This is a genomic window from Aequorivita aquimaris (assembly GCF_001573155.1).
Taxonomy (GTDB): Bacteria; Bacteroidota; Bacteroidia; order Flavobacteriales; family Flavobacteriaceae; genus Aequorivita; species Aequorivita aquimaris.
Window position 1 is genome coordinate 46,630 of record NZ_JRWG01000004.1, and the last position, 23,746, is coordinate 70,375.

The following is a 23,746-nucleotide window of genomic DNA, read 5'->3' on the forward strand; positions in this document are numbered from 1 at the left end:
CCAGGGGGAAGGGCTGGGGAAGAGGATTAAAATATTAGTCATCGACAGCTACGACAGTTTTGTTTATAATCTGGTCCACTATTTAGAGGAATTGGATTGCGAGGTAACCGTAAAACGAAACGATAAATTCTATTTGGAAGAAGTAGAAAATTACGATAAAATTCTACTTTCTCCCGGCCCAGGAATTCCCGATGAAGCGGGTTTGCTGAAAGAAGTAATTCAAAAATATGCAACATCAAAACCAATTTTTGGCGTGTGCTTGGGTCAACAAGCAATTGGTGAAGTTTTCGGTGGAAAGTTGGAAAATTTGAGCAAAGTTTTTCACGGCGTTGCTACAAAAGCAATTATTACTTCCGAAAACGAACCACTTTTCAAAGGAATTGAAAAGGAATTTGAAATAGGTCGTTACCACAGTTGGGTGGTTTCAAAGGAAGATTTTCCGGAGGTTTTGGAAATAACTTCAGTCGATGAAAATGGGCAGATTATGTCCCTTCGCCACAAACTTTATGATGTTTGCGGCGTACAATTTCATCCCGAAAGTGTACTGACACCTATGGGGAAACAGATTATTAAAAATTGGATTGAAAGTTGAGAAAAAGTATTCAGTTTTCAGTCACAGTTCGCAGAATTGCAACTAAACCGATAAACTTTTAAACTTATAAACACATAAACTTATCGACTCATCGACTTAAAAAATGAAGCAGATTTTAAACAGATTAATAAACCAAGAAAAACTTAGCAAAACTGAAGCACGAACTGTTCTTGTAAACATTTCCGAAGGGAAATACAACCAAAGTCAGATTGCCGCTTTTTTAACGGTTTATATGATGCGAAATGTGAGTTTGGAAGAACTGGAAGGCTTTCGCGATGCTTTGTTGGACCTGTGTTTGGCGGTAGATTTCAGCGAATACAACACCATCGATTTATGCGGTACGGGCGGTGACGGAAAGAATACGTTTAATATTTCAACATTGGCTTCATTTGTTACGGCTGGTGCGGGAGTAAAAGTTACAAAACACGGCAATTACGGAGTTTCATCCGTTAGCGGAAGTAGTAATGTGATGGAAGCGTTGGGAATAAAATTCAGCAATGAAAAGGATTTTTTAAAGCGTTGTTTGGACGAAGCGGGAATCTGCGTTCTGCATGCGCCACTCTTCCATCCTGCTATGAAAAATGTTGCACCAATCCGCAAGGAACTGGGCGTTAAAACATTTTTTAATATGCTCGGGCCGATGGTGAATCCAGCCTTTCCAAAAAACCAATTGGTCGGCGTTTTCGATTTGGAATTGGCACGGATGTACGGCTATCTCTATCAAAAAAGCGAGAAAAATTACGCTGTGCTGCACGCAATGGATGGCTATGATGAAATTTCGTTAACGGGACCAGTAAAAGTGATTTCAAAAGCTTCGGAAACTATTTTGAATGCTGCAGATTTCGGAGTGAAGCAGATTGAGGAATCTGAAATATTCAGTGGCGAAACGGTAAAAGCTTCAGCTGAAATATTTTTGAATATTCTCAACGGAAAAGGTACCCAAGCACAAAACAACGTGGTTTGCGCCAATGCAGGAATGGCGATTTCAGTAGTTGAAAATTGCACTATAAAAGAAGGATTTGAAAAAGCCAAAGAATCTTTGGCTTCTGGCAAAGCTTTGAAATCATTGAAGAAATTGCAGCAAATATCCGATTGAATCACGACTCAATACTCAATACTCAAAAATGACAATTTTAGATAACATAACAGCCTACAAACAAAAAGAAGTCGCCGCAAAAAAAGAAGCAATTCCAGTGCGGTTACTCGAAAAATTTCCACTTTTTGCAAAGGAAACCAAATCATTGGCGGAGGCTTTGCGAATTTCCACAACGGGAATTATCGCCGAGCACAAACGCCGTTCGCCCAGCAAATCGGTGATTAACGACAAGGTTTTGTTGCCCGAAGTGGTTTCGGGATATGAAAATGCTGGGGCAAAAGGAATTTCGGTTTTAACGGATTCCAACTTTTTTGGAGGTTCGCTGGATGATCTTTTGGTTGCCGAAAAAACGGTTTCCATTCCCATTCTCCGGAAGGAATTTATCATTGACCCCTATCAGATTTACGAGGCAAAAGCCTTCGGTGCCGATGCTATTTTGTTGATTGCGGCTTGCCTTTCGGCGGAAGAATTGAAACAGTTTTCGTTTTTGGCGAAAAGCTTAAAACTCGATGTTTTATTGGAAGTTCACAATCTCGAAGATCTTCAAAAATCCCTTTTGCCGAATGTGGATATGATTGGCGTGAACAACCGGAACTTGAAAAATTTCAAGGTGAATATCGACATCAGCAAAAAGCTTTCCGAAGAAATTCCGGCCGATTTCGTAAAAATTTCCGAAAGCGGAATCAGCGATGTGGAAACAATAAAAGAGTTGAGAACCTACGGTTTTGAAGGGTTTTTGATTGGTGAAAATTTTATGAAAACCGAAAATCCCGGCGAAACGGCCAAACAATTTATTCAAAATTTAAGATGAAACCACTTTTAAAGATTTGCGGAATGAAACACAACATCACTGAAGTCACAAAACTTCAGCCCGATTATTTAGGTTTTGTTTTTTATGAAAAAAGTCCGCGTTATTTTGAAGGGGAAATTCCTTCGCTATCGCTCGGAATTAAAAAGGTTGGGGTTTTTGTGGATGAAAAGATTTCAAAAGTGATTGATTTGTGCAAAAAATATTCTTTGGACGTAATCCAGCTTCACGGTAACGAAACGAAAGAATATGTCCTCGACTTGCAGGGTTATCTCACTTTGCTTTATCCCGATGTACTGGTGTGGAAGGCTTTTAGCGTTGACGAAGAATTCGATTTCAGCGAAATAAAAATTTTTGAAAATAAAGTGGATGCGTTTCTTTTTGACACAAAAGGAAAAGAAAAAGGCGGAAACGGTTATACTTTTAATTGGGAAATTTTAAAAAATTATCCATCGAAAAAGCCTTTTATTCTTAGTGGTGGAATTGGTTTGGAAGAAGTTGATCCATTGAGAGAAATACTAAAAACAGACCTTCCCATTCACGCAATTGATGTGAACAGCAAATTTGAAACTGCACCTGGTTTAAAGGATGCAGTTCTCCTGCAAGGTTTCAAAAACCTTGTAGGTATAAACAGAAACTTATGAAATTAAACAAACAGATTCCTTCGGCTGTGTCTCGGAATTATAACGTAAACGAAAAGGGGTACTACGGCGATTTTGGCGGCGCGTATATTCCCGAAATGTTGTACCCAAACGTGGAGGAACTTCGGCAGAATTATTTAAAAATTATGGCCGAGGAATCTTTTCAAAAGGAATTCCGACAATTGCTGAAAGATTATGTGGGGCGACCTACTCCACTGTATTTTGCAAAGCGTCTTTCGGAAAAATACAGTACTAAAATTTATTTAAAACGCGAAGACCTCTGCCACACGGGGGCGCACAAAGTGAACAACACCATCGGCCAGATTTTAATGGCTAAACGGTTGGGCAAAACACGAATCATTGCGGAAACTGGCGCGGGCCAACACGGCGTAGCAACCGCAACGGTGTGTGCTTTGATGGGTTTGGAATGCATTGTTTTTATGGGCGAAATCGACATAAAACGCCAAGCGCCAAACGTAGCCCGAATGAAAATGCTGGGCGCGAAAGTGGTTCCCGCAACAAGCGGCAGTAAAACCCTGAAAGACGCCACAAACGAAGCCATCCGCGATTGGATAAACAATCCTTTGGACACACATTATATTATCGGCAGCGTGGTTGGCCCGCATCCGTACCCCGATATGGTGGCGCGGTTTCAAAGCGTGATTTCAGAAGAAATAAAAACACAACTGAAAGAGAAGGAAGGATGCGAAAACCCTGATTTTGTCGTGGCTTGCGTAGGAGGCGGCAGTAATGCTGCCGGGGCTTTTTATCACTATTTGAACGAACCGGAAGTTGGAATAATCGCTGTGGAAGCTGCTGGAAAAGGAATTGACAGTGGCGAAAGCGCCGCAACCTCGGTTTTGGGAAAAGTGGGGATTATCCACGGAAGCAAAACACTGTTGATGCAAACCGCGGACGGACAAATTACCGAGCCCTACTCTATCTCGGCAGGTTTGGATTATCCCGGCATAGGCCCAATGCACGCCCATCTTTTTGCAAGCGGACGTGGTGAATTTATTTCGATAACCGACGACGACGCAATGAAGGCAGGTTTAGAACTTTGCAAATTTGAAGGCATTATTCCTGCCATTGAAAGCAGCCATGCTCTGGCAATTTTTGAAACCAGAAAATTCAAAAAAGATGATGTGGTTGTAGTGAATTTGAGCGGACGCGGGGATAAAGATTTGGATACGTACATTAAATATTTTAACCTGTAATTAAGACCTCACAGGTTTCAAAAACCTGTGAGCTATTTCTATATTATGAACAGAATTCAAAGTAAACTTTCAGAAGACAAAAAACTGCTTTCCATATATTTTACCGCAGGCTATCCAAAAGTAAACGACACGGTTGAAATACTTCAGCAATTGGAAAAAAGTGGAGTCGATATTGTGGAAATCGGTTTGCCCTTTAGCGACCCTTTGGCGGATGGGCATACCATTCAAGCCAGTTCGCAAACGGCTTTAAAAAATGGCATGACTACCGATTTGCTTTTTCGGCAATTGAAAGACATCCGAAAAACGGTTTCCATGCCGTTGATTTTGATGGGATATTTCAATCCCGTGCTTCAATTCGGGGTGGAAAATTTCTGTAAAAAATGTGCTGAAATTGGTATTGACGGCTTGATTCTTCCCGATCTTCCTTTGGCGGAATATGAGGAACATTATGCCGAAATTTTCAGAAAATACAATCTTATAAACATCTTTTTGATAACGCCCCAGACTTCCGAAGAACGCATCCGGCAGATTGACGCAGCTTCCGAAGGCTTTATTTATATGGTGAGCAGCGCGAGTGTTACCGGAAGCTCTTCAGGTTTTGGGGAGGAACAGGAAGCTTATTTTAAAAGGATTGCTTCGCTTTCACTTAAAAATCCACAGATTATTGGGTTTGGAATAAACAATTCCGAAACATTTCAGCAAGCAACAAAACATGCCAAAGGGGCAATCATTGGCAGTGCCTTTATAAAAATGCTTTCGGAAGAAGGAATAACCGGAATTTCAGCATTTATAAGCGCTATCCGCAAGGTTTAACCATTCTTTAGCAAGGGTTTAAGGGAATTTGTGATTTGGTTTTTCTATTTTATATGTTCAATTAAAAACGAAAAATAGAACTATTATGGAAAAGAAATTTGAAAGAAAGACAGAACAAAAACATCCCACAAACCCAACGGGAAATACCAATCAAAAGACCAATGAGTTTGACATAGATGAGAAAACCATCAAAAAACAACAAAATAAGAAGTAATGGGCAAAGGTGACAAAAAAACAAAACGGGGCAAGATTAGCATTGGCAGTTTCGGCAAATTACGGCCGAAACGAAAAAAGTTTAACGTGCGCCCAAAACCAACCAAGGACGCCCAAATTAAAGAAACTTAAAATAGATTGATTTTCGTTTTAAGTTGAATAAAAAGGTTTTTGAGAACAGATTTTAGTTCTTAAAAACCTTTTTTAATGCCAATAATCGTCAATAAAACAATTTTTTTAGGAATTACCCCTTCGGGGGCTAGGGGGCTTCACTATCTTTGCAACCAAATGATATTTACGTAAATGAACCAACCCGTTTCTGGATTTTCAAAAAAAACCAAGCAGGAAAAGATTGATTGGCTTGCAGAAAATTATCTGCAAAACAATCCTGATGCCGTGCAAATCCTAAAAAAATATTGGAATGAAGATGCCCAACTGCAGCAGCTTCACGACGATTTTATTGAGAACACAATCTCCAATTATTATTTGCCCTTTGGCATTGCCCCCAATTTTCTGATCAACGGAACCCTTTTCGCACTGCCAATGGTTACCGAGGAAAGCTCGGTAGTGGCCGCTGCGAGCAATGCCGCAAAATTTTGGTTGGAACGCGGCGGCTTTAAGGCTGAAGTGATTTCCACTGAGAAAAACGGGCAGATCCACTTCAATTTCTACGGAAGTGTAAAAGATATGGAAGCATTTTTTGAGGCAGTAAAACCGAAACTTCGCGCGAGCATCCAATCCATCGAAAAAAACATGAAAGCCCGTGGAGGCGGTCTTTTGGAGCTTTCATTATTGGATAAATCGCATATTTTGGAAGGCTATTATTATATTCACGCCACTTTTGAAACTTTAGACGCGATGGGCGCCAATTTTATAAACAGTTGTTTGGAGCAAATGGCGCATACTTTTGAGGAAGAAGCGAAGCATTTTGAACCTTTTCAGCAAAAGGAAACTTATCCCGAAGTTGTAATGAGTATTCTTTCCAACTACGTTCCCGAATGTTTGGCACGAGCTGAAGTGAGCTGTAAAGTGGAAGAACTTACTACTAAACACTATGAGGGAAAGCATTTTGCAGAAAAATTTGTTCGTGCCATTGACATCGCAAAAACCGAAAGCCGCCGTGCCGTGACCCACAATAAGGGCATTATGAACGGGGTTGACGCAATTGTTTTGGCCACGGGAAATGATTTTCGCGCGGTGGAAGCCGGGGTTCACGCCTATGCCGCACGGAACAGCTATTACGGCAGTTTGACGCACGCAAAAATTGAGGATGATGTTTTCACTTTTTGGATTGAATTGCCGTTGGCCGTTGGAACTGTTGGCGGGTTGACATCACTCCACCCATTGACAAAACTCGCTTTTGAAATCCTCCAGAAACCAAATGCCAAGGAGTTGATGAAGATTATGGCTGTTGCCGGCCTTGCGCAAAACTTCGCGGCCGTAAGGTCATTGGTTACCACAGGCATTCAAAAAGGGCACATGAAAATGCACTTGATGAATATTTTGAACCAGTTGCAGGCTACAAAAGAAGAAAAAAAGGAGGCTTTAAATTATTTTAAAGAGAATGCAGTTTCACATAGCGCAGTTGTTTCTTTTTTGGAAAACTTTAGAATGTAGTTATGCAGAAATTCCACAGCAACGGAAAATTATTGCTCACCGGCGAGTACGTGGTGCTGGACGGTGCAACAGCTTTGGCCATTCCAACAAAGTACGGGCAATCCTTGGAGATTTCTGATTCAAAAAAAGAAGGGGTTCATTGGAAAAGCTTCGATGAAAAAGGAACGGTTTGGTTTGAGAATTTCTTCCACCTAAAAAATTTTGGAAGTAAAAATCAGCAGGATGAACTTTCCAATACCCTTTCAAAAATACTTATCGAAGCCAAAAAGCTGAATCCAGATTTTCTGTTAAATAGCGATGGAATTTTAGCGGAGACAAAGTTAGGCTTCCCACGAAATTGGGGCCTGGGCACCTCATCAACCTTGATAAGCAACATTGCACAATGGGCAGAAGTGGATGGTTTCGCTTTGCTCGCCAACAGCTTTGGCGGAAGCGGTTACGATATTGCCGCCGCCCAAAGTAATACTCCTATTTTATACGAGTTGAATCACGGAAAACCCCATTTCAGAAATATAAAGTTGCCATTGGATTTTACGGATTTTTTGTTTTTTGTGCATTTGAACAAAAAGCAGGATAGTAAAGAAGGTATTGCGCACTACAGAAATGCTTTGGTGAAAGAAAAAGACATTCAAAGAATTTCAGACATCAGCAATAAGCTGTTGGCTTGTGATTCGCTTTCAGATTTTGAAAAATTGATGGATGCACACGAGGAAACTATTTCAGAAATTATAAATCTTCCAACGATTAAATCACAACTTTTTAGTGATTATCCCCGAACTATTAAAAGTCTGGGCGCTTGGGGCGGCGATTTTGTTTTGGTTACGGGCGATGTTTCTGATATGGATTATTTCAGAAAAAAGGGGTTTAAAACGGTAATTCCTTTTGATGAGATGATTCTCAAAACAGCTCCTTAATAAAAGGTTATAAAACAAAAATCCCCAAACAGAAACCGTTCGGGGATTAAATGTGGTGCCTCCAAGAATCGAACTAGGGACACACGGATTTTCAGTCCGTTGCTCTACCAACTGAGCTAAGGCACCATTATTGAGACGGCAAATATAAAGCTATTTTCGTTTTTGCAAAACAATAATTAAAAAAATAAACAGATAATCTTTGCTCAATTTAATAGAGCCTTAACAATTACTTCGTTAACGTAATTGTATTTTTATTGCCTTATTAAAAAAAATGAACCTCGTAATTGATGTTGGGAACACACTTGTAAAGCTCGCTGTGTTTGATTCTGGAATTCTCAAACACAAAAAAACCTGCGTAAAGACAGATTTTTTACCCACGCTTGCCGAATTTTCAGAAAATTTCAACTCCATAACCAATAGTATTGTTTCCTCGGTTGCCAATCTTTCTGATCACCAACTTTCAAAACTGGAGCAGCTCTGCAATGTTCTCTTGCTAGATCATGAAACCAAGGTTCCATTTAAGAATAAATATGGCACCCCCCAAACTTTGGGCATAGACCGCATTGCATTAGTAAGTGCGGCAGCACATAAATATCAGGACACTAATGTTTTGGTGATTGATGCCGGCACGTGTATTACCTACGATTTTTTGAACTCTGACAACGAATATTTAGGAGGCGCAATTTCCCCTGGCCTGTCTATGCGCTATAAATCATTGCATACGTTTACCGATAAATTGCCGTTATTGGAAGCAAACAATCCAAAAGCAGTAACCGGAAACAGCACCGCAACATCTATACATGCTGGAGTTGTGAACGGGGTTTTGTACGAAATAGATGGCTTTATTGAAGCTTATAAAAATAATTACGAGAATTTAACAGTTATTTTAACAGGAGGAGACGCACAATTTTTGCGAGATACCATAAAAAATGACATCTTTGCCAACTCAAATTTTTTATTGGAGGGCTTGAACCATATTTTAGAATATAACAAACATTGATGTTTAGACAAATAATAGTCGGTTTATTTATACTTATTGCAGGTGTAACAGTGGCCCAGGAAGGAACCACATCTCCATATTCCTATTATGGTATTGGTACCTTAAAATTCCGTGGAACGGTTGAAAACAGAACTATGGGAGGTCTGGGGGTTTTCTCGGACAGCATCCACCTTAATCTTCAAAATCCAGCCTCATATTCAAGTTTGCGATTGGTTAACTTTTCTGTAGGTGGAAGCCATAAAGCTTCGACACAAAAAAATGAAACAGACAGCCAAAATGTTTCCACAACCACTCTAGATTATATTGCTATGGGAATTCCTATGGGAAAATTTGGAATGGGTTTTGGAGTTATTCCTTATACTTCAGTGGGCTATGATTTCTATTCCGAATTACCAGATGGCCTTACACAATATGAAGGCAGCGGCGGCTTAAACAGAGCTTATCTTTCACTCGGCTATCAAGTGACACCCGAATTGAGCTTAGGTATAGATGCAAATTACAATTTTGGGAAAATAGAAAATACGGCCATCACCCAAAAGGATAGTCTTCAATATGGCACTCGTACCTATAACAGATCGGACATTTTGGGATTTAGCTTCAATTTTGGGGCAATGTATAAAAGAATGGTTACCGAAAAATTGGAATTTACAGGTTCTGTAACATTTACACCAGGAACCAGTTTTACTTCAGAAAATTACAGAAGAATTGGCACGGTATCTATTGTTCCTGCTGGTATTTTTACGGTTGATGAAAGAGAAATTACCGTTTCAGATACAGATTTTACCTTTCCTTCCCAATTTACAATCGGAGCTGCCATTGGTGAGCCAAAACATTGGGCATTAGGTGCGGAATATACCAATCAAAAAACAAGTAATTTTACAAATAGGTCGTTCACCATTGACAACATTACCTATGAAAATGCTTCTAAATTTCGATTGGGAGGATATTATATTCCAAATTATAATTCTTTTGGAAATTACTTTAAAAGAGTCGTTTACCGCGCGGGAGCTAGATATGAACAAACAGGCTTAAATGTGAATGGACAAGACATAAACGAGTTTGGCATATCTTTTGGGTTAGGTTTGCCCGTAGGCCGACTATTCTCAAACGCAAATGTAGGTTTTGAAATCGGCCGACGCGGAACCACTGACTTTGGATTGATACAGGAAAACTTTTTTAATACATTCTTGAGTTTCTCACTAAATGACCGTTGGTTCGAAAAAAGATTATATGATTAATACCAATAATTCTAATACCATGAAAACAAAATTTATTTTACTATTTACCATCCTTCTGCTTTCCTTTTCTGGAAATTCTTTTGCTCAAGCTCCCGATGATTGTGCAATATCCCTTTCTTATTTTACAGAACCCGCTAAAATAAAAAATTACGAAGCCGCACTTCCACATTACGAAAAACTAATTAAGGAATGCCCAGGATACCATATTGCCATCTATCAGTATGGAGTAAAAATGTTTGAATATTTTGTTGAAGAAAAAGGCGACAAAAGCAAAGTGAACGATCTTATCCAAGCTTGGGAACTGAGATTGCAAAACTTTCCTGATCAAACCAAAGAAGGTGATGTGCTTTCAACAATTGCTCAAATTAAGTATGACAATAACATAGGCTCAAAAGCTGAGCAGTTTAAGGCATTTGACGAAGCATTTAAAAAAGACCCAGAAAATTTCACAAGTGGAAAAAGCCTATACGCTTATTTCTCATTGGCTGTAGATTTACACAACGAGGGTCAAAAAGATCTTCAGGATATTTTTAATCTTTACGATGTTGTAATCGATAAAATTGATACTGAAAAGAACAGTCTTGCGTCTAAGCTTACTCCTTTAATGGATAAAGAAGAAGCTGGAACAGCACTTACCGATAAAGAGCAGCGCGCAAAAGATGTTTATGAAAACAATCTTGGGGTATATGCAACTGTTGAAGGAAGTGTAAATGGAAAGTTAGGCCAATTGGCAGATTGCGATAACCTAATTCCACTGTACAATAAAGATTTTGAAAATAAGAAGACTGATGTAAACTGGCTTAAAAATGCAGCTGGCCGTTTAAGTGCTAAAGATTGTGATGATCCTTTGTTCTTTAAACTCGTCCAGGAATTGCACAATTTGGAGCCTTCCGCAGAATCTGCCTATTATTTAGGAAAACTTGCCGAAAAAGATGGCAAAGCTAGCACTGCGCTGGAATACTTTAACCAAGCTGCCGATTTACAAACAGATAAAAGCAAGAAAGCATCTATTTACTATAGTATTGGTGAAAACTACCGCAAAAAAGGTAGCTACGGAACTGCAAGAAATTACTACAACAAAATGCTGGAAGTAAAACCATCTGCTGGTATGGCTTATTACAAAATTGGTACTATGTATGCCGATAGCGCAAACAACTGTGGTACCACGGTATTTGAAAAAAGAGCTATGTACTGGCTTGCAGCAGATATGATGGATAAAGCAGCCCGTGTAGATGGAACCATTGCAGGTAATGCAAAAGCAGCAGCAAGTTCTTATAGAGCTCGTGCCCCACAAGCTAGCGATATCTTTTCTGAAGGCATGGCTGGAAAAACCGTTAAGTTCAACTGTTGGGTTGGAGGAAGCGTGAGAGTTCCTAACTTATAAGAATGCACACCTATATAAATATGTTAAAAAGCGTGATGGTCCTGGTATTGGCCATCACGCTTTTTGCATGTGAAAGCAATTACCAAAATGTAAAAAAAATGGGGCTTTCTGATGGGGCTCCCATTGCCGAAGGTAAAAACATCAATTTTAAATACACAGACTCAGGGAAATTGGTGACCAACCTGTTAGCCAAAAAATTACTGGATTACTCAAACCTTGAATTTCCCTATAAAGAATTTCCTAACGGAATTGAAGTCCATTTTTGGGATGAAGACGGTAAAAAAAACACTGTAACCGCAGACTATGCAATTCAGTTTGATGAAACGGGATTGGTCGACCTACGAAGCAATGTAGTGGTTATTACCTCAGACAGTGTAGTTTTAAAAGCCAACCAGCTTTATTGGGATCAAAAAAATAAATGGGTCTTTACAGACCAGCCCTATCAAATAAAATTTAAGGACGGTTCCTATAATGATGGAGCCGTTGGGTTTGACAGCAGTGAAGATTTCACTACCTTTCTATCCAGAAAAAACCAAGGAGTACAATTAGTGGACAAAACCAAAACCGAAGATGTTAAATAAAGTTTACCGTTTTTTTGAATATGCCTATCTTATCATCGCAGCATTTTTTACCTATGAAGCTATAAATAATTGGGAAAGCCAGCCTTACCGTGCCTACCTGTTTTTGTTCTTTGTAGTTCTTGCAATATTCATGTTTTTTTTCAAAAGAAATTTTCGAAAAAAAATGGAGGAAAGAAACAAATAGCTTTCAGGATTCCATCCACTTTTGAATCGTAACAATTGAACATTTAAATTTCTAAATGGATTACAGCATCCTAATTATAATAACTATGCTACTTCTATCCGCCTTCTTTTCGGGTATGGAGATTGCATATGTTTCTTCAAATAAAATTCATATTGAAATTGAAAAGAAACAAAACACATTTCTGGCAGGCATTCTAAAAAAAATAACTAAACGCCCCTCAAAATTTATAGCAACTATGCTTGTGGGCAACAACATTGCCCTAGTTGTTTACGGTTTTTTTATGGGTGATCTTTTAATGGAGTACATTCCCATTGCAGGGTTCACGGGACTGCTTATTCAGACCATAATTTCCACAATTATCATTTTGCTTACCGCAGAATTTCTGCCAAAGGTTTTCTTTCAAATTTACGCAAACAGCTTAGTTAAAATTTTTGCCGTACCCGCATATTTCTTCTACTTCCTTTTTTCACTTATTTCAGAATTCATTATATGGATTTCAGATTTGGTACTGAAATTAATTTTTAAATCTGAAGGCGATACTGTACAGTTGACTTTTAGCAAACTGGAACTTGGAAATTATATTTCGGAACAGATGGAGATTGCCGAAACTAAAGAAGAAATGGATTCGGAAATACAGATATTTCAAAACGCGCTTGACTTTTCCGAAGTTAAATCGCGCGAGGCCATGATCCCGAGAACGGAAGTGGTAGCCGTAGATATCAACACTACGCCTAAAGAACTCGCTAAAATTTTCACAGAAACAGGGCTTTCAAAAATATTGGTCTACAAAGAAAATATCGATGATATTTTGGGCTATGTGCATTCGTTTGAGCTTTTCAAAAAACCAGCCAGTATAAAAAAGGTATTGATGCCAGTAGTTTTTGTTCCCGAAACAATGCTGGTTAAAGACGTATTGGGCATTCTTAGCAAAAAGAGAAAAAGCATTGCGGTAGTAATTGACGAATATGGCGGAACCAGCGGTATTATCACGGTGGAAGATATTATTGAAGAACTATTTGGCGATATTGAAGACGAACACGACAGCATTGCCCTTATTGAAGAAGAACTGGGCGATGGACATTACAAATTCTCGGCACGCTTGGAAGTTGATTACCTAAATGAAACCTATAAGCTCAATCTAGAGGAGAGCGAAAATTACGAAACCCTGGGAGGCCTTATAGTAAACTTCACAGAAGAAATCCCCGAGCAAGGCGAAACTGTTGAAATTGAAGATTATATATTCACTATTCTTGAAGTTTCGAGCACCAAAATTGAACTCGTAGAAGTAAAAAACCTTTCCGAGGATTAGATTTTAAATTAATCCTCACTTTTTTTAATATACTTTTTTATTAATGGTAGGAAAATGGTATTTTCGCCCACTAAATAATTAAAAAAACAATTCTTTAAGAACCTTGTTATTTATTAGGAACTAGAAGAAAATCACAACCAAACCCTTCCTATTCGCAAATGCGAAAGTGAAGCAATATAAATTACGAACATCAAATGGCAATCTTAAACAGTATTAGAAAACGAGGGATATTTCTTATCCTTATTATTGCATTGGCGCTTTTCGCCTTTATCTTAAGTGATGTATTAACCAAAGGTGGCGGCACAAAGGTTCAGGATACAATTGCCACCATAAATGGCACTGACATTTCCAGACAAAGTTTTATGGAAGAGGTAGATGCCACCCAGCGCAACATGGGCCCAAACTCAAACACTTCACAGGCTGTGAATATGGTTTGGGATAGAGAACTTCGCCGTGTTATTTTGGAAGAACAGTATGAAAAAGCAGGCCTTTCTGTTGAAAAAGCACAGTTAGACGATGCTCTTAAAACTTCTTTGGCAAACAATCCCACTTTTCTAAACGAAGCTGGACAGGTCGATGATGGTAAAATTCAGGAATACATTGCAAGCATCAAAGCTTCATCACCAGCAATGTATCAACAGTGGTTAGATTTTGAGCAAAACACGGCAGAAGGTGTACTTCAGCGTACTTATTTCAATATGATAAAAGGAGGTTTGCGTACCACAGTTGCTGAAGGTGAGCAAGAATACCATTTTCAGAATGACAATTTGAATTTCAGTTATGTAATGATCCCATATAGCAAAATTGCCGATGAGGATGTAAATGTTTCAGACGATGAAATAAAAAAATACGTTGCCGCGCACCCAAGCGATTATGAAGTTGATGCACAGGCAGACATTCAGTATGTTTTCTTTTCTGAAGAACCATCGGAAGCTGATATTGCAGAAGCTAAAACTGAAACAGCTGCCTTGTTGAATAACAATGTAGAATTCAACCAAGACACAAAAATCAACGATACAATTCCTGGTTTTAGAAATACAAAAGATTACGAAGAATATGTAAATGCAAATTCTGATGTACCTTATTACGACAGTTGGATGTTCAAAAGTCAATTACCGGCTACTGTTGCAGACACGCTTATAAACCTAAATGATGGCGACATTTATGGCCCTTACAAAGTAGAAAACTCTTTCTATCTTTCTAAAGTTTTAGAAACCAAGAAAATGCCTGATTCTGCAGAGTCAAAACATATTTTGATCCGCTACGTGGGCACAATGCGTGCACCTGAAACTATTACAAGAACAAAAGAAGAAGCTCAAAAATTGGCCGATAGTCTTTTGAGTGTTGTGAAAAAAGACAAATCCAAGTTTGCAGAGCTTGCAGCGGAATTTTCAGATGACAGCTCTAGCCAAAACGGGGGAGATCTTGGAAGCTCTACACCAGGTAGAATGGTACCACCCTTCGATAAATTTATTTTTAATAATTCAACCGGAACTATCGGTTTGGTAGAAACTGATTTTGGTTTTCACATTGTAGAAGTAGGAAAACAGTCTGAACCTAAAAAAGCTGTTAAGCTTGCAACTGTTGTAAAGAACATTGAACCTTCCAAAAAAACAACTGACGATGTGTTTTTTAAAGCATCAAAGTTTGAGGTGGCTTTAAAAGATGGCGATTTTACAGAATTGGCACAAGCACAGAATCTTGAAGTGAAGCCAGTAAACAATCTTGGAAAAATGGATTCTAACATTCCTGGTATTGGCGCCAATCGTCCTATTGTCAACTGGGCGTTTGATGAAGACACTAAAGTTGGAGACATAAAACGTTTCAGTGTTCCTGAAGGATATATAATTGCCCAACTTACCCGTAAAAATGAAAAAGGCTTAATGAGCGTTGCTCAAGCTACTGCCACAGTAAAGCCTATACTTTTAAACGAGAAAAAAGCTCAAAAAATACGAGAGTCCATCACTGGAAACACAATTGAAGATATTGCCAAAAACCAAGGCTTGAGTGTTCAGAATGGTACGGGCGTTACAATGGCTAATCCTATGGTTGGCGCCAATAATGAACCAAAAGTTGTGGGCACGGCTTTTGGAACTAAACCAGGTGAGTCAACAGGTTTGATTGATGGTAAAAATGGTGTTTATAAAATAAGAACCACTGCATTTAACCCAGCGCCTAAATTGGAATCATATGTAAACTATGCAAATCAATTGAGTTCTAAGGCCGCTCCAGCATCTCAAAGCGCAGTTTATAACGCACTTAAAAAGAAAGCCGATATTGAGGACAATCGTGCTACTTTCTATTAATAGAATACATAAATAATTAAAAAGCCCTGTTGCACATTTTGCAGCAGGGCTTTTTCTTTAAAACTGAATCTGTAATACTTCGGAAAAACCGAAAATAACCTTTATTTTTAAGGGATTTTTATCAAAATGCACAAAATGGACAATACAGAACTAATTAAAGCAATAGAAGAAAAATATAAAAGTTTGGGTGAAAACCCCGAAACCTACCTCAAGGGGCTGCTGCAGGCAAAGCCCATAACATATTGGGACTATATTCAGGTGGACACCTTGCTTTCTCTTCAAAAGACACGAACCGATTTTAAGGATGAGGAAATCTTCGTGATGTACCATCAGGTGACCGAACTTACCTTAAAAATGATGATCCACGAAATAAAACAACTCTCTGAAGGCGACAATCTTTCGGAAGAAATCTGGCTGACAAAATTAGACCGATTAAAAAGATATACCCGAATGCTCATCACTTCTTTCGACATTATGAAAGATGGCATGAGTTACGAGGATTATAACACATTTCGCGCTACCCTTACCCCTGCCAGCGGCTTTCAGAGTGCCCAATTCCGCATTTTGGAATTGTACAGTACAAGACTTGAAAATTTAATCAATTCCGAAGGAAGGGAAAGGTTGCCACTAAACCCGACGTTTGATGATTATTTTAAGCATATATACTGGAAAGACGCCGGCCTAGATCGCAAAACGGGTAAAATGACACTCACGCTAAGGCTTTTCATTGAAAAATATGAAGCAGATTTTAAGGCGCTCGCAGAAAATGTGAAGGGCAAAACCTTGGAAGAACGAGTGGCCCAAATGGATAATCCTTCGGAAGAATTAAAGGATAGACTAAAACAGTTTGACCATTTTTATAATGTGGCCTGGCCGATGGTACATTTGGACACTGCCCAGCACTACCTTAACAGCAAGGGTGAAAGCAAGACCGCCACGGGAGGCTCGGAATGGAAAAAATATTTGCACCCAAAATACCAACAACGCAAATTTTTCCCCGCACTTTGGTCTGCGGAAGAAATTGCAAATTGGGGGGAATGATTCTTTTGGAAATCGGGATTTGTTAATTTGAGACGTTAATTCGGGATTCGTTAATTCGTTAATTCGGGATTTGGGTCCCGATTGCTGTCGGGATGGGATTTGTTTTTTGGAATTTGGAATTTTAAAACACTATGGATATACAAATAAAACGCATATACGAAAAAGCTGCAAACCGTGACGGTACCAGGATTTTGGTAGACCGCGTTTGGCCGCGGGGTGTAAGCAAGGAAGACGCAAAACTTGACGAATGGATGAAGGAGATTGCTCCCTCAAAAGAACTTCGGAAATGGTTTGACCACAAAGAAGAACGTTTTGATGGGTTTTCAAAAAAATATAAAAAAGAATTAAAAGACCATTCCGATTTGGTGGAACAACTGTTGGAAAAAGCCAAAGAAAAACGCCTCACCCTCCTCTATGGCGCAAAAGATGAAAAACACAATCAGGCCGTAGTCTTAAAGGAATATTTGGAAGACCAATAAATTCTTCATTATAAAACCTTTTCAGTATTTTTAAAACCAGTAAACCATCATTGAACAATAGAATGAAGTATTTTCTTGCGCTTTTATTTCTCAGTTTTTCATTTATCGCCCAATCGCAAATCCTAAATGCCGAATCGCTTCGAAAGGTTACAGACACTTCAGGTTTTTCGGGTTCGGTAAGTCTCGGTTTTTCACTGAAACGCGATGTGAATGACTATTTCGCCTTTAGCAGCAGCACCCATCTGCAGTATAAAATGAACAAACATTTGGTGCTATTAAAAAATGATATTGAACTGAAAAATATTGAAGGCAACAAATTTGAGAATGCGGGAATAACCCATCTTCGATATAATTATAGATTTCATCCCCGAATAGCTTGGGAGGTTTTTGCACAAGCACAGTATAACAAAGTTTCAAAAATAGATTTTAGAGGTTTGGTTGGAATAGGACCACGTTTTAAATTGACAACTTCAGAAAAGTATAAGTTCTATTTGGGAACCCATATAATGTATGAACAAGAGGAGCTCAGCGATGGTATAACTCCACTTCAACGTGATTTTCGGAGCACCTCCTATCTTTCCTTTAGTTTATACCCAACAGAAACCATAAGCCTTGTAAGTACTACCTACTACCAACCTAAACTTAAAGACTTTAGTGATTACCGCTTATCAAACCAAAGTTCATTGCTTATTGATTTATTCAAGAATTTTGCCTTTAAAACTACCTATACATTTATTTATGATGAAACCCCCGCGAATGGTATCCCAAACTCACAGTATAATCTGGAAAGTGGTTTTGTTTATTCTTTCGATTAAATTGTTAAACTTTCGTAAGCATGCTCCTTTATCAAAGACTACTTGCCTATATTTACCTTTATTGAAAACCAAAATCCCTAAAATTTCGTACTTATAAATAAAGCATTCCTATGGCCTCACAGAATTATTATGACCCTGCAGATTTAAAAAAATTCGGAAATATTACACAATGGAGCAAAGAGCTCGGTGAAAAGTTTTTTGAATATTATGGAAAAGTTTTTGAAGAGGGCGCCCTCTCTGCCCGTGAAAAATCACTCATAGCACTTGCAGTGGCCCATACCGAAATGTGCCCCTATTGCATTGATGCCTATTCAAAGGATGGCTTGCAACGCGGCATTACCAAAGAAGAAATGATGGAGGCCGTTCACGTAGGCGCAGCTATTAAAAGCGGTGCCAGCTTGGTACACGGGGTGATGATGATGAACAAGGTAAATAAATTGGAAATGTAGGCACGCCATTCATCACGCGCACAGAAAAAACATACGAATATTCAGAAAAAATTTATGCTGAAAGAAAAAAAGAAAAAGCAACAGTCACTTCACAAACGCGATAGCGAATATGCCCTTGCAAATAAACAGCTCGAAAAACTCTCCAACGGTATTTTTGCCAACGGGGAGCTCCCTACATTTTCGGAAAAAATAAAGCAGACGGACCAATTTCCATTGCGCCCCAACAAGCTTGAGATTCTCCAAATTAACGTGGGCTATATGTGCAATCAGGTTTGCGAGCACTGCCACGTAGATGCAGGGCCGGACCGGAAGGAAATTATGACGCGCGAAACCATGTTGCAATGCTTGGAAATAATTAAAAACACCGGTGCCCACACCTTGGACCTAACTGGCGGCGCCCCGGAAATGAACCCGAATTTTCGCTGGTTTGTAGAAGAAGCCAGCAAAGCCGGAATTCAGGATTTTATCGTTAGAAGTAATTTGACAATCATTCGCGCCAACAAAAAATATTACGACCTGCCCGAATTTTTTAAGAAACACAACGTGCACGTGGTGAGCAGCATGCCGCACTGGACCCGTGGCAAAACCGACAAACAAAGAGGCGAAGGCGTTTTCGACCTTTCCATCAAGGCTTTGCAGGAATTGAACGCGGTAGGTTACGGAATGCCGGACAGCACCCTGCGGCTGGATTTGGTGTATAACCCCAGCGGCGCCTTCCTTCCGGGCGACCAGGCCAGTATGGAAAAGGATTTTAAGAAAGCATTGCTTGAGGATTTCGGGATACATTTCCACAATCTTTTTGCTATTACCAACATGCCGATTTCCAGATTTTTGGATTATTTGATTGCTTCGGAAAACTATGAGGATTATATGTATTCCCTGGTGGAAGCGTACAATCCCGCAGCGGTAAAAAACGTGATGTGCCGCAATACCATTTCGATAAGTTGGGATGGGTATTTGTACGATTGCGATTTCAACCAAATGCTGGAATTGAAGGTGGCAAGCAAGATTCAACATGTTTCGGAATACAACGAGGATGTTTTAAACGATAGAAAAATAATTATTTCGCAGCACTGCTATGGTTGTACGGCGGGCGCCGGGAGCAGCTGCCAAGGCGCCGTGGCGGAGTAAAGGATCGATTGTAAATATGCTTCCATGAAACAATTTTCACTTCTTATACTGCTGTTTCTAATGGCAAAAATCAGTTTCGCCCAAAAAAACGTGGACGAATTGCTCGAAGCCTACAATACCCGCAGCGTACCGTACATTTCAGTGGAAGAATTGAGAATGTTTCAAATGAACGATGCCGTAACAATTCTGGACGCCCGCGAACCTGAAGAATTTGCGGTAAGCCATATAAAATCTGCAATAAATGTGGGTTACAACGATTTTACTTCTGAAGAAAAACAACTTCAAAATCTAAACAAGAATATTCCCGTAGTTGTTTATTGTTCGGTGGGAATCCGTTCCGAAAAGATAGGCGAAAAATTAAAAAAAGCAGGATTTACGAAGGTTAAAAATCTCTACGGTGGTATCTTTGAGTGGAAAAACAAGGGCTACCCCGTCTTCGATTCCGCGGGAAAGGAAACTGAAAATGTACACGCCTTTTCCAAGCATTGGAGCCAGTATTTGAACGCGGGAAAACCTGTTTATTGAAACAAATTTACTTTAACGCGCTTCATAAGGCGCGTCAGCAGAACTCTACAAAATGGCATTATTAAATTCCAAAGAAACCAGTAGCGATAACGAAATGGCCCGTGATTTCTACTTTCCTACCTCTAAAAAAGCACTGATTATTTTCACCCGAAACCCAGAACTTGGTAAAGTGAAGACCCGGCTGGCGAAATCGGTGGGCGATGAAAGTGCTTTGGAAATCTATAAATTTCTGCTGAAGCACACCGTAGCAATTACCAAAAATTTAAACGTTGATAAATACGTGTTTTATTCCGAAAATATCCACCGCGATGATATTTGGGATCCTGAAATTTTCAGAAAAAAACTGCAAACCGGCACCGATTTAGGCGAAAAGATGCAAAATGCTTTTTCAGAATTATTCGAAATGGGCTACGAAAAAGTTCTCATTGTGGGAAGCGATATTTTCGAACTGGGCCAAAGTGACATTGAAAACGCCTTCGAAGTTTTACAGACAACTGAAACGGTAATAGGCCCTGCCACCGATGGGGGCTATTATTTATTGGGAATGAAGGAGCTGAACGCTACAATATTTCAAAATAAAAATTGGGGCACGAGTACGGTTTTGGAAGAAACGCTGTCCGATTTAAGGCAAAAGAAATACGTTTTATTGGAAGAGCGGAATGATGTGGATTATTATCAAGACATTAAAGAGATTGATGCTTTTCAGCAATTTTTACCTCCTTACTTAGACAAAAACTTTTTATAAAATGAGCATTTTAAAATACATTGAAGAAGCCGCAGATTTTCTAAAACAGCGCGGTTTCGATACACCCGAAGTTGGAATTATTTTAGGCACGGGCCTCGGAAAATTAATTGAAAAAGTGGTAATTGAAGCCGAGGTAAGCTACAACCACATTCCAAATTTTCCCACTGCCACCGTGGAATTCCATAAAGGAAAATTGATTTACGGCACTTTGGAGGGAAAAAAAGTAGTGTTGATGCAGGGTCGATTTCACGTTTATGAAGGCTATTCGCTGCGCGACGTTACCTTTCCTGTGCGCGTAATGCACCTTTTGGGAATCAAACATTTGCTGGTGAGCAACGCTTCGGGAGCTATAAACCTCAACTTCAAAAAAGGCGAAATAATGTTGATTGACGACCATATCAATCTACAAGGCGACTCGCCCCTCGCCTTCCGCGGCGTTGAGAAAATGGGCGAACGTTTTGTGGATATGAGCGCGCCCTACAATGTTGAAATGAACCAAAAAATGGAGCAGATAGCTTCCGAAAAAAATATAAAATTGCATAAAGGCGTTTATGCCAGCGTGGTTGGGCCGCAATTGGAAACCCGCGCGGAATACCGCTATTTAAAAATAATAGGTGCCGATGCCGTGGGAATGAGCACCGTACCTGAGGTTATCGTAGCCAATCATTTGGGCTTACGCGTTTCTGCCGTTTCAATCCTAACCGATGAATGCGATCCCGACAACCTACAACCCGTGGATATTGAAGAAATAATCGCAATGGCCGCCAAAGCGGAACCGGATATGATTACTTTGTTTACGGAGTTGATGAAAAGGTTGTAGATTGCATTCCAGCCCTGACAACAAGTCTATCCCAGAAATATAAATGGAAAAATACTTAAAGATATTCAAGGATTCGTATCACGGCTACTTCAACTATCTGTGGAACGAGATAACGCATTTCCATTGGGAAAACTATTTCTATGGATTGATACTCGTTTCTTTAATAGTCTGGGTTTTGGAGTTGCTCTTTCCGTGGCGGAAGAACCAAAAAGTTTTTCGAAAAGACTTTTGGCTGGACACTTTTTATATGTTTTTCAATTTTTTTCTGCTGAATTTAATCGTGCTCATTTTTCTCTCAAATGCCACGGCTGAACTGTTCAACGATCTTTTGGGAATGGTTGGATTGGAACTTTTGGATTTCCAACTTCTCGATTTGGATGCGCTTCCCTTCGGATTGGGGCTTTTAATATTCTTTCTCGTTACCGATTTTGTGCAATGGAACACGCATCGTCTGCTGCACTACTCCCCTTTTCTGTGGAATTTTCACAAGCTGCACCATTCGGTAAAAGAGATGGGGTTTGCCGCGCATCTTCGCTACCACTGGATGGAACCCGTGGTTTACAAATCTATTCTTTACATACCGCTCGCCATCATTGGAGGTTTTAATGTGGAATCGGTTGCAATTGTCCATTTCTCGGCGCTCGCAATCGGGCATTTAAACCACGCCAATTTGGGTTGGGATTATGGTTTTTTAAAATATATTTTCAACAATCCCAAAATGCACATTTGGCATCACGCTAAAGTTTTGCCAAAACACGCGCAATACGGTGTTAATTTCGGGATTAGTTTAAGCGTGTGGGACTATCTTTTCAAAACAAATCATATTCCGCACGACGGCAGGGATATAGAGTTAGGCTTTGATGGCGATGAAAATTTTCCTTCAAAATTTATCTCGCAGGAGTTATATCCCATAAAAACCAAACGTCGAAATAGTTCGTAACTATTTTAAAATAAAGCCATACAAAAATGAAAACCGCATTAAATCTCGCCACCCTATTCTTCCTCACCTTCTTTTTGCAAAGTTGCAATCTGCTTTCAGCCGCGGGCGTTAGCAGCCAAGGCCAGCCTACCAAAGAAGTGAAAAACGAACTCACTTCCACCACCGCCAATTCGGCCGTAAACATAGACCATTCGCAATGGGACAAACTGCTGAAAAAATATGTAAACAGCCAAGGAATGGTAAATTACAAAGGTTTTAAAAAGGACGAGGCCAAGCTGGATGAATATCTGCAAATGCTTTCGGAAAAAAACCCGACTGATGATTGGAGCGTGCAGGAATTGCTGGCGTATTACATCAATCTTTACAACGCAGCCACCGTAAAATTGATCGTGGAAAACTATCCCGTAAAAAGTATTAAAGATATTGATGGCGCTTGGACCAAAGGCCGTGTGGCAGTGGGCGATAAAATGCTATCCCTCGGTGGAATTGAAAACGGAATCCTTCGGAAAATGAACGAGCCACGTATCCATTTCGCTATAAATTGTGCTTCCATTTCGTGTCCAAAACTCTTGGATGAGGCCTACACCGCTACAAAAATCAACGAACAATTAGAACGGGCTACCAAAGAATTTATCAATAGTAACAAAAACGATATTTCAGCAAGCAACACAAAGGTTTCCTCCATTTTTGACTGGTACGCAAAGGATTATAAAGTGAATGGAAAACAAGATGTTATCGGGTTTATCAATAAATATTCAAATACAAAGATAAATCCCGGAGCGACTTTGAGCTACAAGAATTATAACTGGGAATTGAACGAACAAAAATAAGTAGTCAGTTTTCAGTAGCAGTAAACAGAATTTTTAGGCGACAAATAGATTGCGAGTC

General features: G+C 39.5%; 26 protein-coding genes and 1 tRNA gene. 26 read left to right on the forward strand and 1 reads right to left on the reverse strand.

The features are described from left to right. The first annotated feature begins 25 nt into the window (after nt 1–25). The 10 genes from LS48_RS07575 to LS48_RS07610 all read left to right on the forward strand — a co-directional run bounded on the left by LS48_RS07575 (nt 26) and on the right by LS48_RS07610 (nt 7,911). Nucleotides 26–592 (forward strand): anthranilate synthase component II, encoded by a 567-nt coding sequence (locus LS48_RS07575; protein WP_062622098.1) that lies wholly within the window; start codon nt 26–28, stop codon nt 590–592. 103 nt (nt 593–695) lie between these two features. Beyond that, nucleotides 696–1,688, forward strand: a complete 993-nt coding sequence (gene trpD, locus LS48_RS07580; RefSeq protein WP_062621634.1) for an anthranilate phosphoribosyltransferase — start codon at nt 696–698, stop codon at nt 1,686–1,688. Nucleotides 1,689–1,716: 28 nt separating this feature from the next. After that, entirely contained in the window at nt 1,717–2,499 is a 783-nt protein-coding gene (gene trpC / locus LS48_RS07585) for an indole-3-glycerol phosphate synthase TrpC (protein ID WP_062621636.1), read from the forward strand. After that, entirely contained in the window at nt 2,496–3,140 is a 645-nt protein-coding gene (locus LS48_RS07590; RefSeq protein WP_062621638.1) for a phosphoribosylanthranilate isomerase, read from the forward strand. The genes trpC and LS48_RS07590 overlap by 4 nt, the downstream gene beginning before the upstream one ends. Beyond that, a complete protein-coding gene (gene trpB, locus LS48_RS07595; RefSeq protein ID WP_062621642.1) occupies nt 3,137–4,354 on the forward strand; it encodes a tryptophan synthase subunit beta in 1,218 nt (405 codons plus the stop codon). Before LS48_RS07590 ends, trpB begins: the two co-directional genes overlap by 4 nt. A gap of 45 nt (nt 4,355–4,399) precedes the next feature. Then, a complete protein-coding gene (gene trpA / locus LS48_RS07600; RefSeq protein ID WP_062621643.1) occupies nt 4,400–5,167 on the forward strand; it encodes a tryptophan synthase subunit alpha in 768 nt (255 codons plus the stop codon). Nucleotides 5,168–5,252: 85 nt separating this feature from the next. Next, the gene (locus LS48_RS15640) at nt 5,253–5,381 is read left to right on the forward strand and encodes a hypothetical protein (protein ID WP_262480966.1); all 129 of its coding nucleotides are present in this window, start codon (nt 5,253–5,255) and stop codon (nt 5,379–5,381) included. Further along, nucleotides 5,381–5,512, forward strand: a complete 132-nt coding sequence (locus LS48_RS14885) for a 30S ribosomal protein THX (protein ID WP_076692428.1) — start codon at nt 5,381–5,383, stop codon at nt 5,510–5,512. Before LS48_RS15640 ends, LS48_RS14885 begins: the two co-directional genes overlap by 1 nt. A gap of 171 nt (nt 5,513–5,683) precedes the next feature. Next, on the forward strand, nt 5,684–6,997 hold the full coding sequence (locus LS48_RS07605; protein WP_062621644.1) for a hydroxymethylglutaryl-CoA reductase, degradative: 1,314 nt from the start codon (nt 5,684–5,686) through the stop codon (nt 6,995–6,997). Between the two features lie 2 nt (nt 6,998–6,999). After that, entirely contained in the window at nt 7,000–7,911 is a 912-nt protein-coding gene (locus LS48_RS07610) for a GYDIA family GHMP kinase (protein ID WP_062621645.1), read from the forward strand. Between the two features lie 53 nt (nt 7,912–7,964). Here LS48_RS07610 and LS48_RS07615 read toward each other — a convergent pair. Beyond that, a tRNA-Phe gene (locus tag LS48_RS07615) sits at nt 7,965–8,037 on the reverse strand. A gap of 145 nt (nt 8,038–8,182) precedes the next feature. Here LS48_RS07615 and LS48_RS07620 point away from each other — a divergent pair. The 16 genes from LS48_RS07620 to LS48_RS07700 all read left to right on the forward strand — a co-directional run bounded on the left by LS48_RS07620 (nt 8,183) and on the right by LS48_RS07700 (nt 23,688). Beyond that, nucleotides 8,183–8,911 (forward strand): type III pantothenate kinase, encoded by a 729-nt coding sequence (locus tag LS48_RS07620; RefSeq protein ID WP_062621646.1) that lies wholly within the window; start codon nt 8,183–8,185, stop codon nt 8,909–8,911. Continuing rightward, nucleotides 8,911–10,149, forward strand: a complete 1,239-nt coding sequence (gene bamG / locus LS48_RS07625; RefSeq protein ID WP_062621648.1) for a BamG family beta-barrel-assembly machinery protein — start codon at nt 8,911–8,913, stop codon at nt 10,147–10,149. The genes LS48_RS07620 and bamG overlap by 1 nt, the downstream gene beginning before the upstream one ends. 19 nt (nt 10,150–10,168) lie before the next feature. Next, nucleotides 10,169–11,533: a tetratricopeptide repeat protein gene (locus LS48_RS07630; RefSeq protein ID WP_062622100.1), complete on the forward strand. Its 1,365-nt coding sequence runs from the start codon at nt 10,169–10,171 to the stop codon at nt 11,531–11,533. Nucleotides 11,534–11,535: 2 nt separating this feature from the next. Next, nucleotides 11,536–12,114 carry an LPS export ABC transporter periplasmic protein LptC gene (gene lptC / locus LS48_RS07635; RefSeq protein ID WP_062621658.1) on the forward strand — a complete coding sequence of 193 codons (579 nt, stop codon included), beginning with the start codon at nt 11,536–11,538 and terminating at the stop codon, nt 12,112–12,114. Nucleotides 12,115–12,353: 239 nt separating this feature from the next. Beyond that, a complete protein-coding gene (locus LS48_RS07645; protein ID WP_062621662.1) occupies nt 12,354–13,607 on the forward strand; it encodes a hemolysin family protein in 1,254 nt (417 codons plus the stop codon). A 194-nt stretch (nt 13,608–13,801) separates the two neighbouring features. Further along, nucleotides 13,802–15,913 (forward strand): peptidylprolyl isomerase, encoded by a 2,112-nt coding sequence (locus LS48_RS07650; RefSeq protein ID WP_062621663.1) that lies wholly within the window; start codon nt 13,802–13,804, stop codon nt 15,911–15,913. 135 nt (nt 15,914–16,048) lie between these two features. Further along, entirely contained in the window at nt 16,049–16,954 is a 906-nt protein-coding gene (locus LS48_RS07655) for a tryptophan 2,3-dioxygenase family protein (protein ID WP_062622102.1), read from the forward strand. Between the two features lie 131 nt (nt 16,955–17,085). Next, the gene (locus LS48_RS07660) at nt 17,086–17,433 is read left to right on the forward strand and encodes a DUF488 domain-containing protein (RefSeq protein ID WP_062621664.1); all 348 of its coding nucleotides are present in this window, start codon (nt 17,086–17,088) and stop codon (nt 17,431–17,433) included. 62 nt (nt 17,434–17,495) lie between these two features. Next, entirely contained in the window at nt 17,496–18,248 is a 753-nt protein-coding gene (locus tag LS48_RS07665; protein WP_062621665.1) for a DUF481 domain-containing protein, read from the forward strand. 110 nt (nt 18,249–18,358) lie between these two features. Beyond that, on the forward strand, nt 18,359–18,697 hold the full coding sequence (locus tag LS48_RS07670) for an arsenosugar biosynthesis-associated peroxidase-like protein (RefSeq protein ID WP_062621666.1): 339 nt from the start codon (nt 18,359–18,361) through the stop codon (nt 18,695–18,697). Between the two features lie 54 nt (nt 18,698–18,751). Next, nucleotides 18,752–19,828 carry an arsenosugar biosynthesis radical SAM (seleno)protein ArsS gene (gene arsS / locus LS48_RS07675; RefSeq protein ID WP_062621667.1) on the forward strand — a complete coding sequence of 359 codons (1,077 nt, stop codon included), beginning with the start codon at nt 18,752–18,754 and terminating at the stop codon, nt 19,826–19,828. Nucleotides 19,829–19,852: 24 nt separating this feature from the next. After that, nucleotides 19,853–20,353 carry a rhodanese-like domain-containing protein gene (locus LS48_RS07680; protein WP_062621668.1) on the forward strand — a complete coding sequence of 167 codons (501 nt, stop codon included), beginning with the start codon at nt 19,853–19,855 and terminating at the stop codon, nt 20,351–20,353. A 52-nt stretch (nt 20,354–20,405) separates the two neighbouring features. Continuing rightward, nucleotides 20,406–21,098: a TIGR04282 family arsenosugar biosynthesis glycosyltransferase gene (locus LS48_RS07685; RefSeq protein WP_078056393.1), complete on the forward strand. Its 693-nt coding sequence runs from the start codon at nt 20,406–20,408 to the stop codon at nt 21,096–21,098. Nucleotide 21,099: 1 nt separating this feature from the next. Further along, nucleotides 21,100–21,918, forward strand: a complete 819-nt coding sequence (locus LS48_RS07690) for a purine-nucleoside phosphorylase (RefSeq protein WP_078056394.1) — start codon at nt 21,100–21,102, stop codon at nt 21,916–21,918. 43 nt (nt 21,919–21,961) lie between these two features. After that, nucleotides 21,962–22,858, forward strand: coding sequence for a sterol desaturase family protein (locus tag LS48_RS07695; protein ID WP_062621670.1), 897 nt, complete (start codon nt 21,962–21,964; stop codon nt 22,856–22,858). Nucleotides 22,859–22,884: 26 nt separating this feature from the next. Further along, a complete protein-coding gene (locus LS48_RS07700) occupies nt 22,885–23,688 on the forward strand; it encodes a DUF547 domain-containing protein (RefSeq protein WP_062621672.1) in 804 nt (267 codons plus the stop codon). Nucleotides 23,689–23,746: the final 58 nt, after the last annotated feature.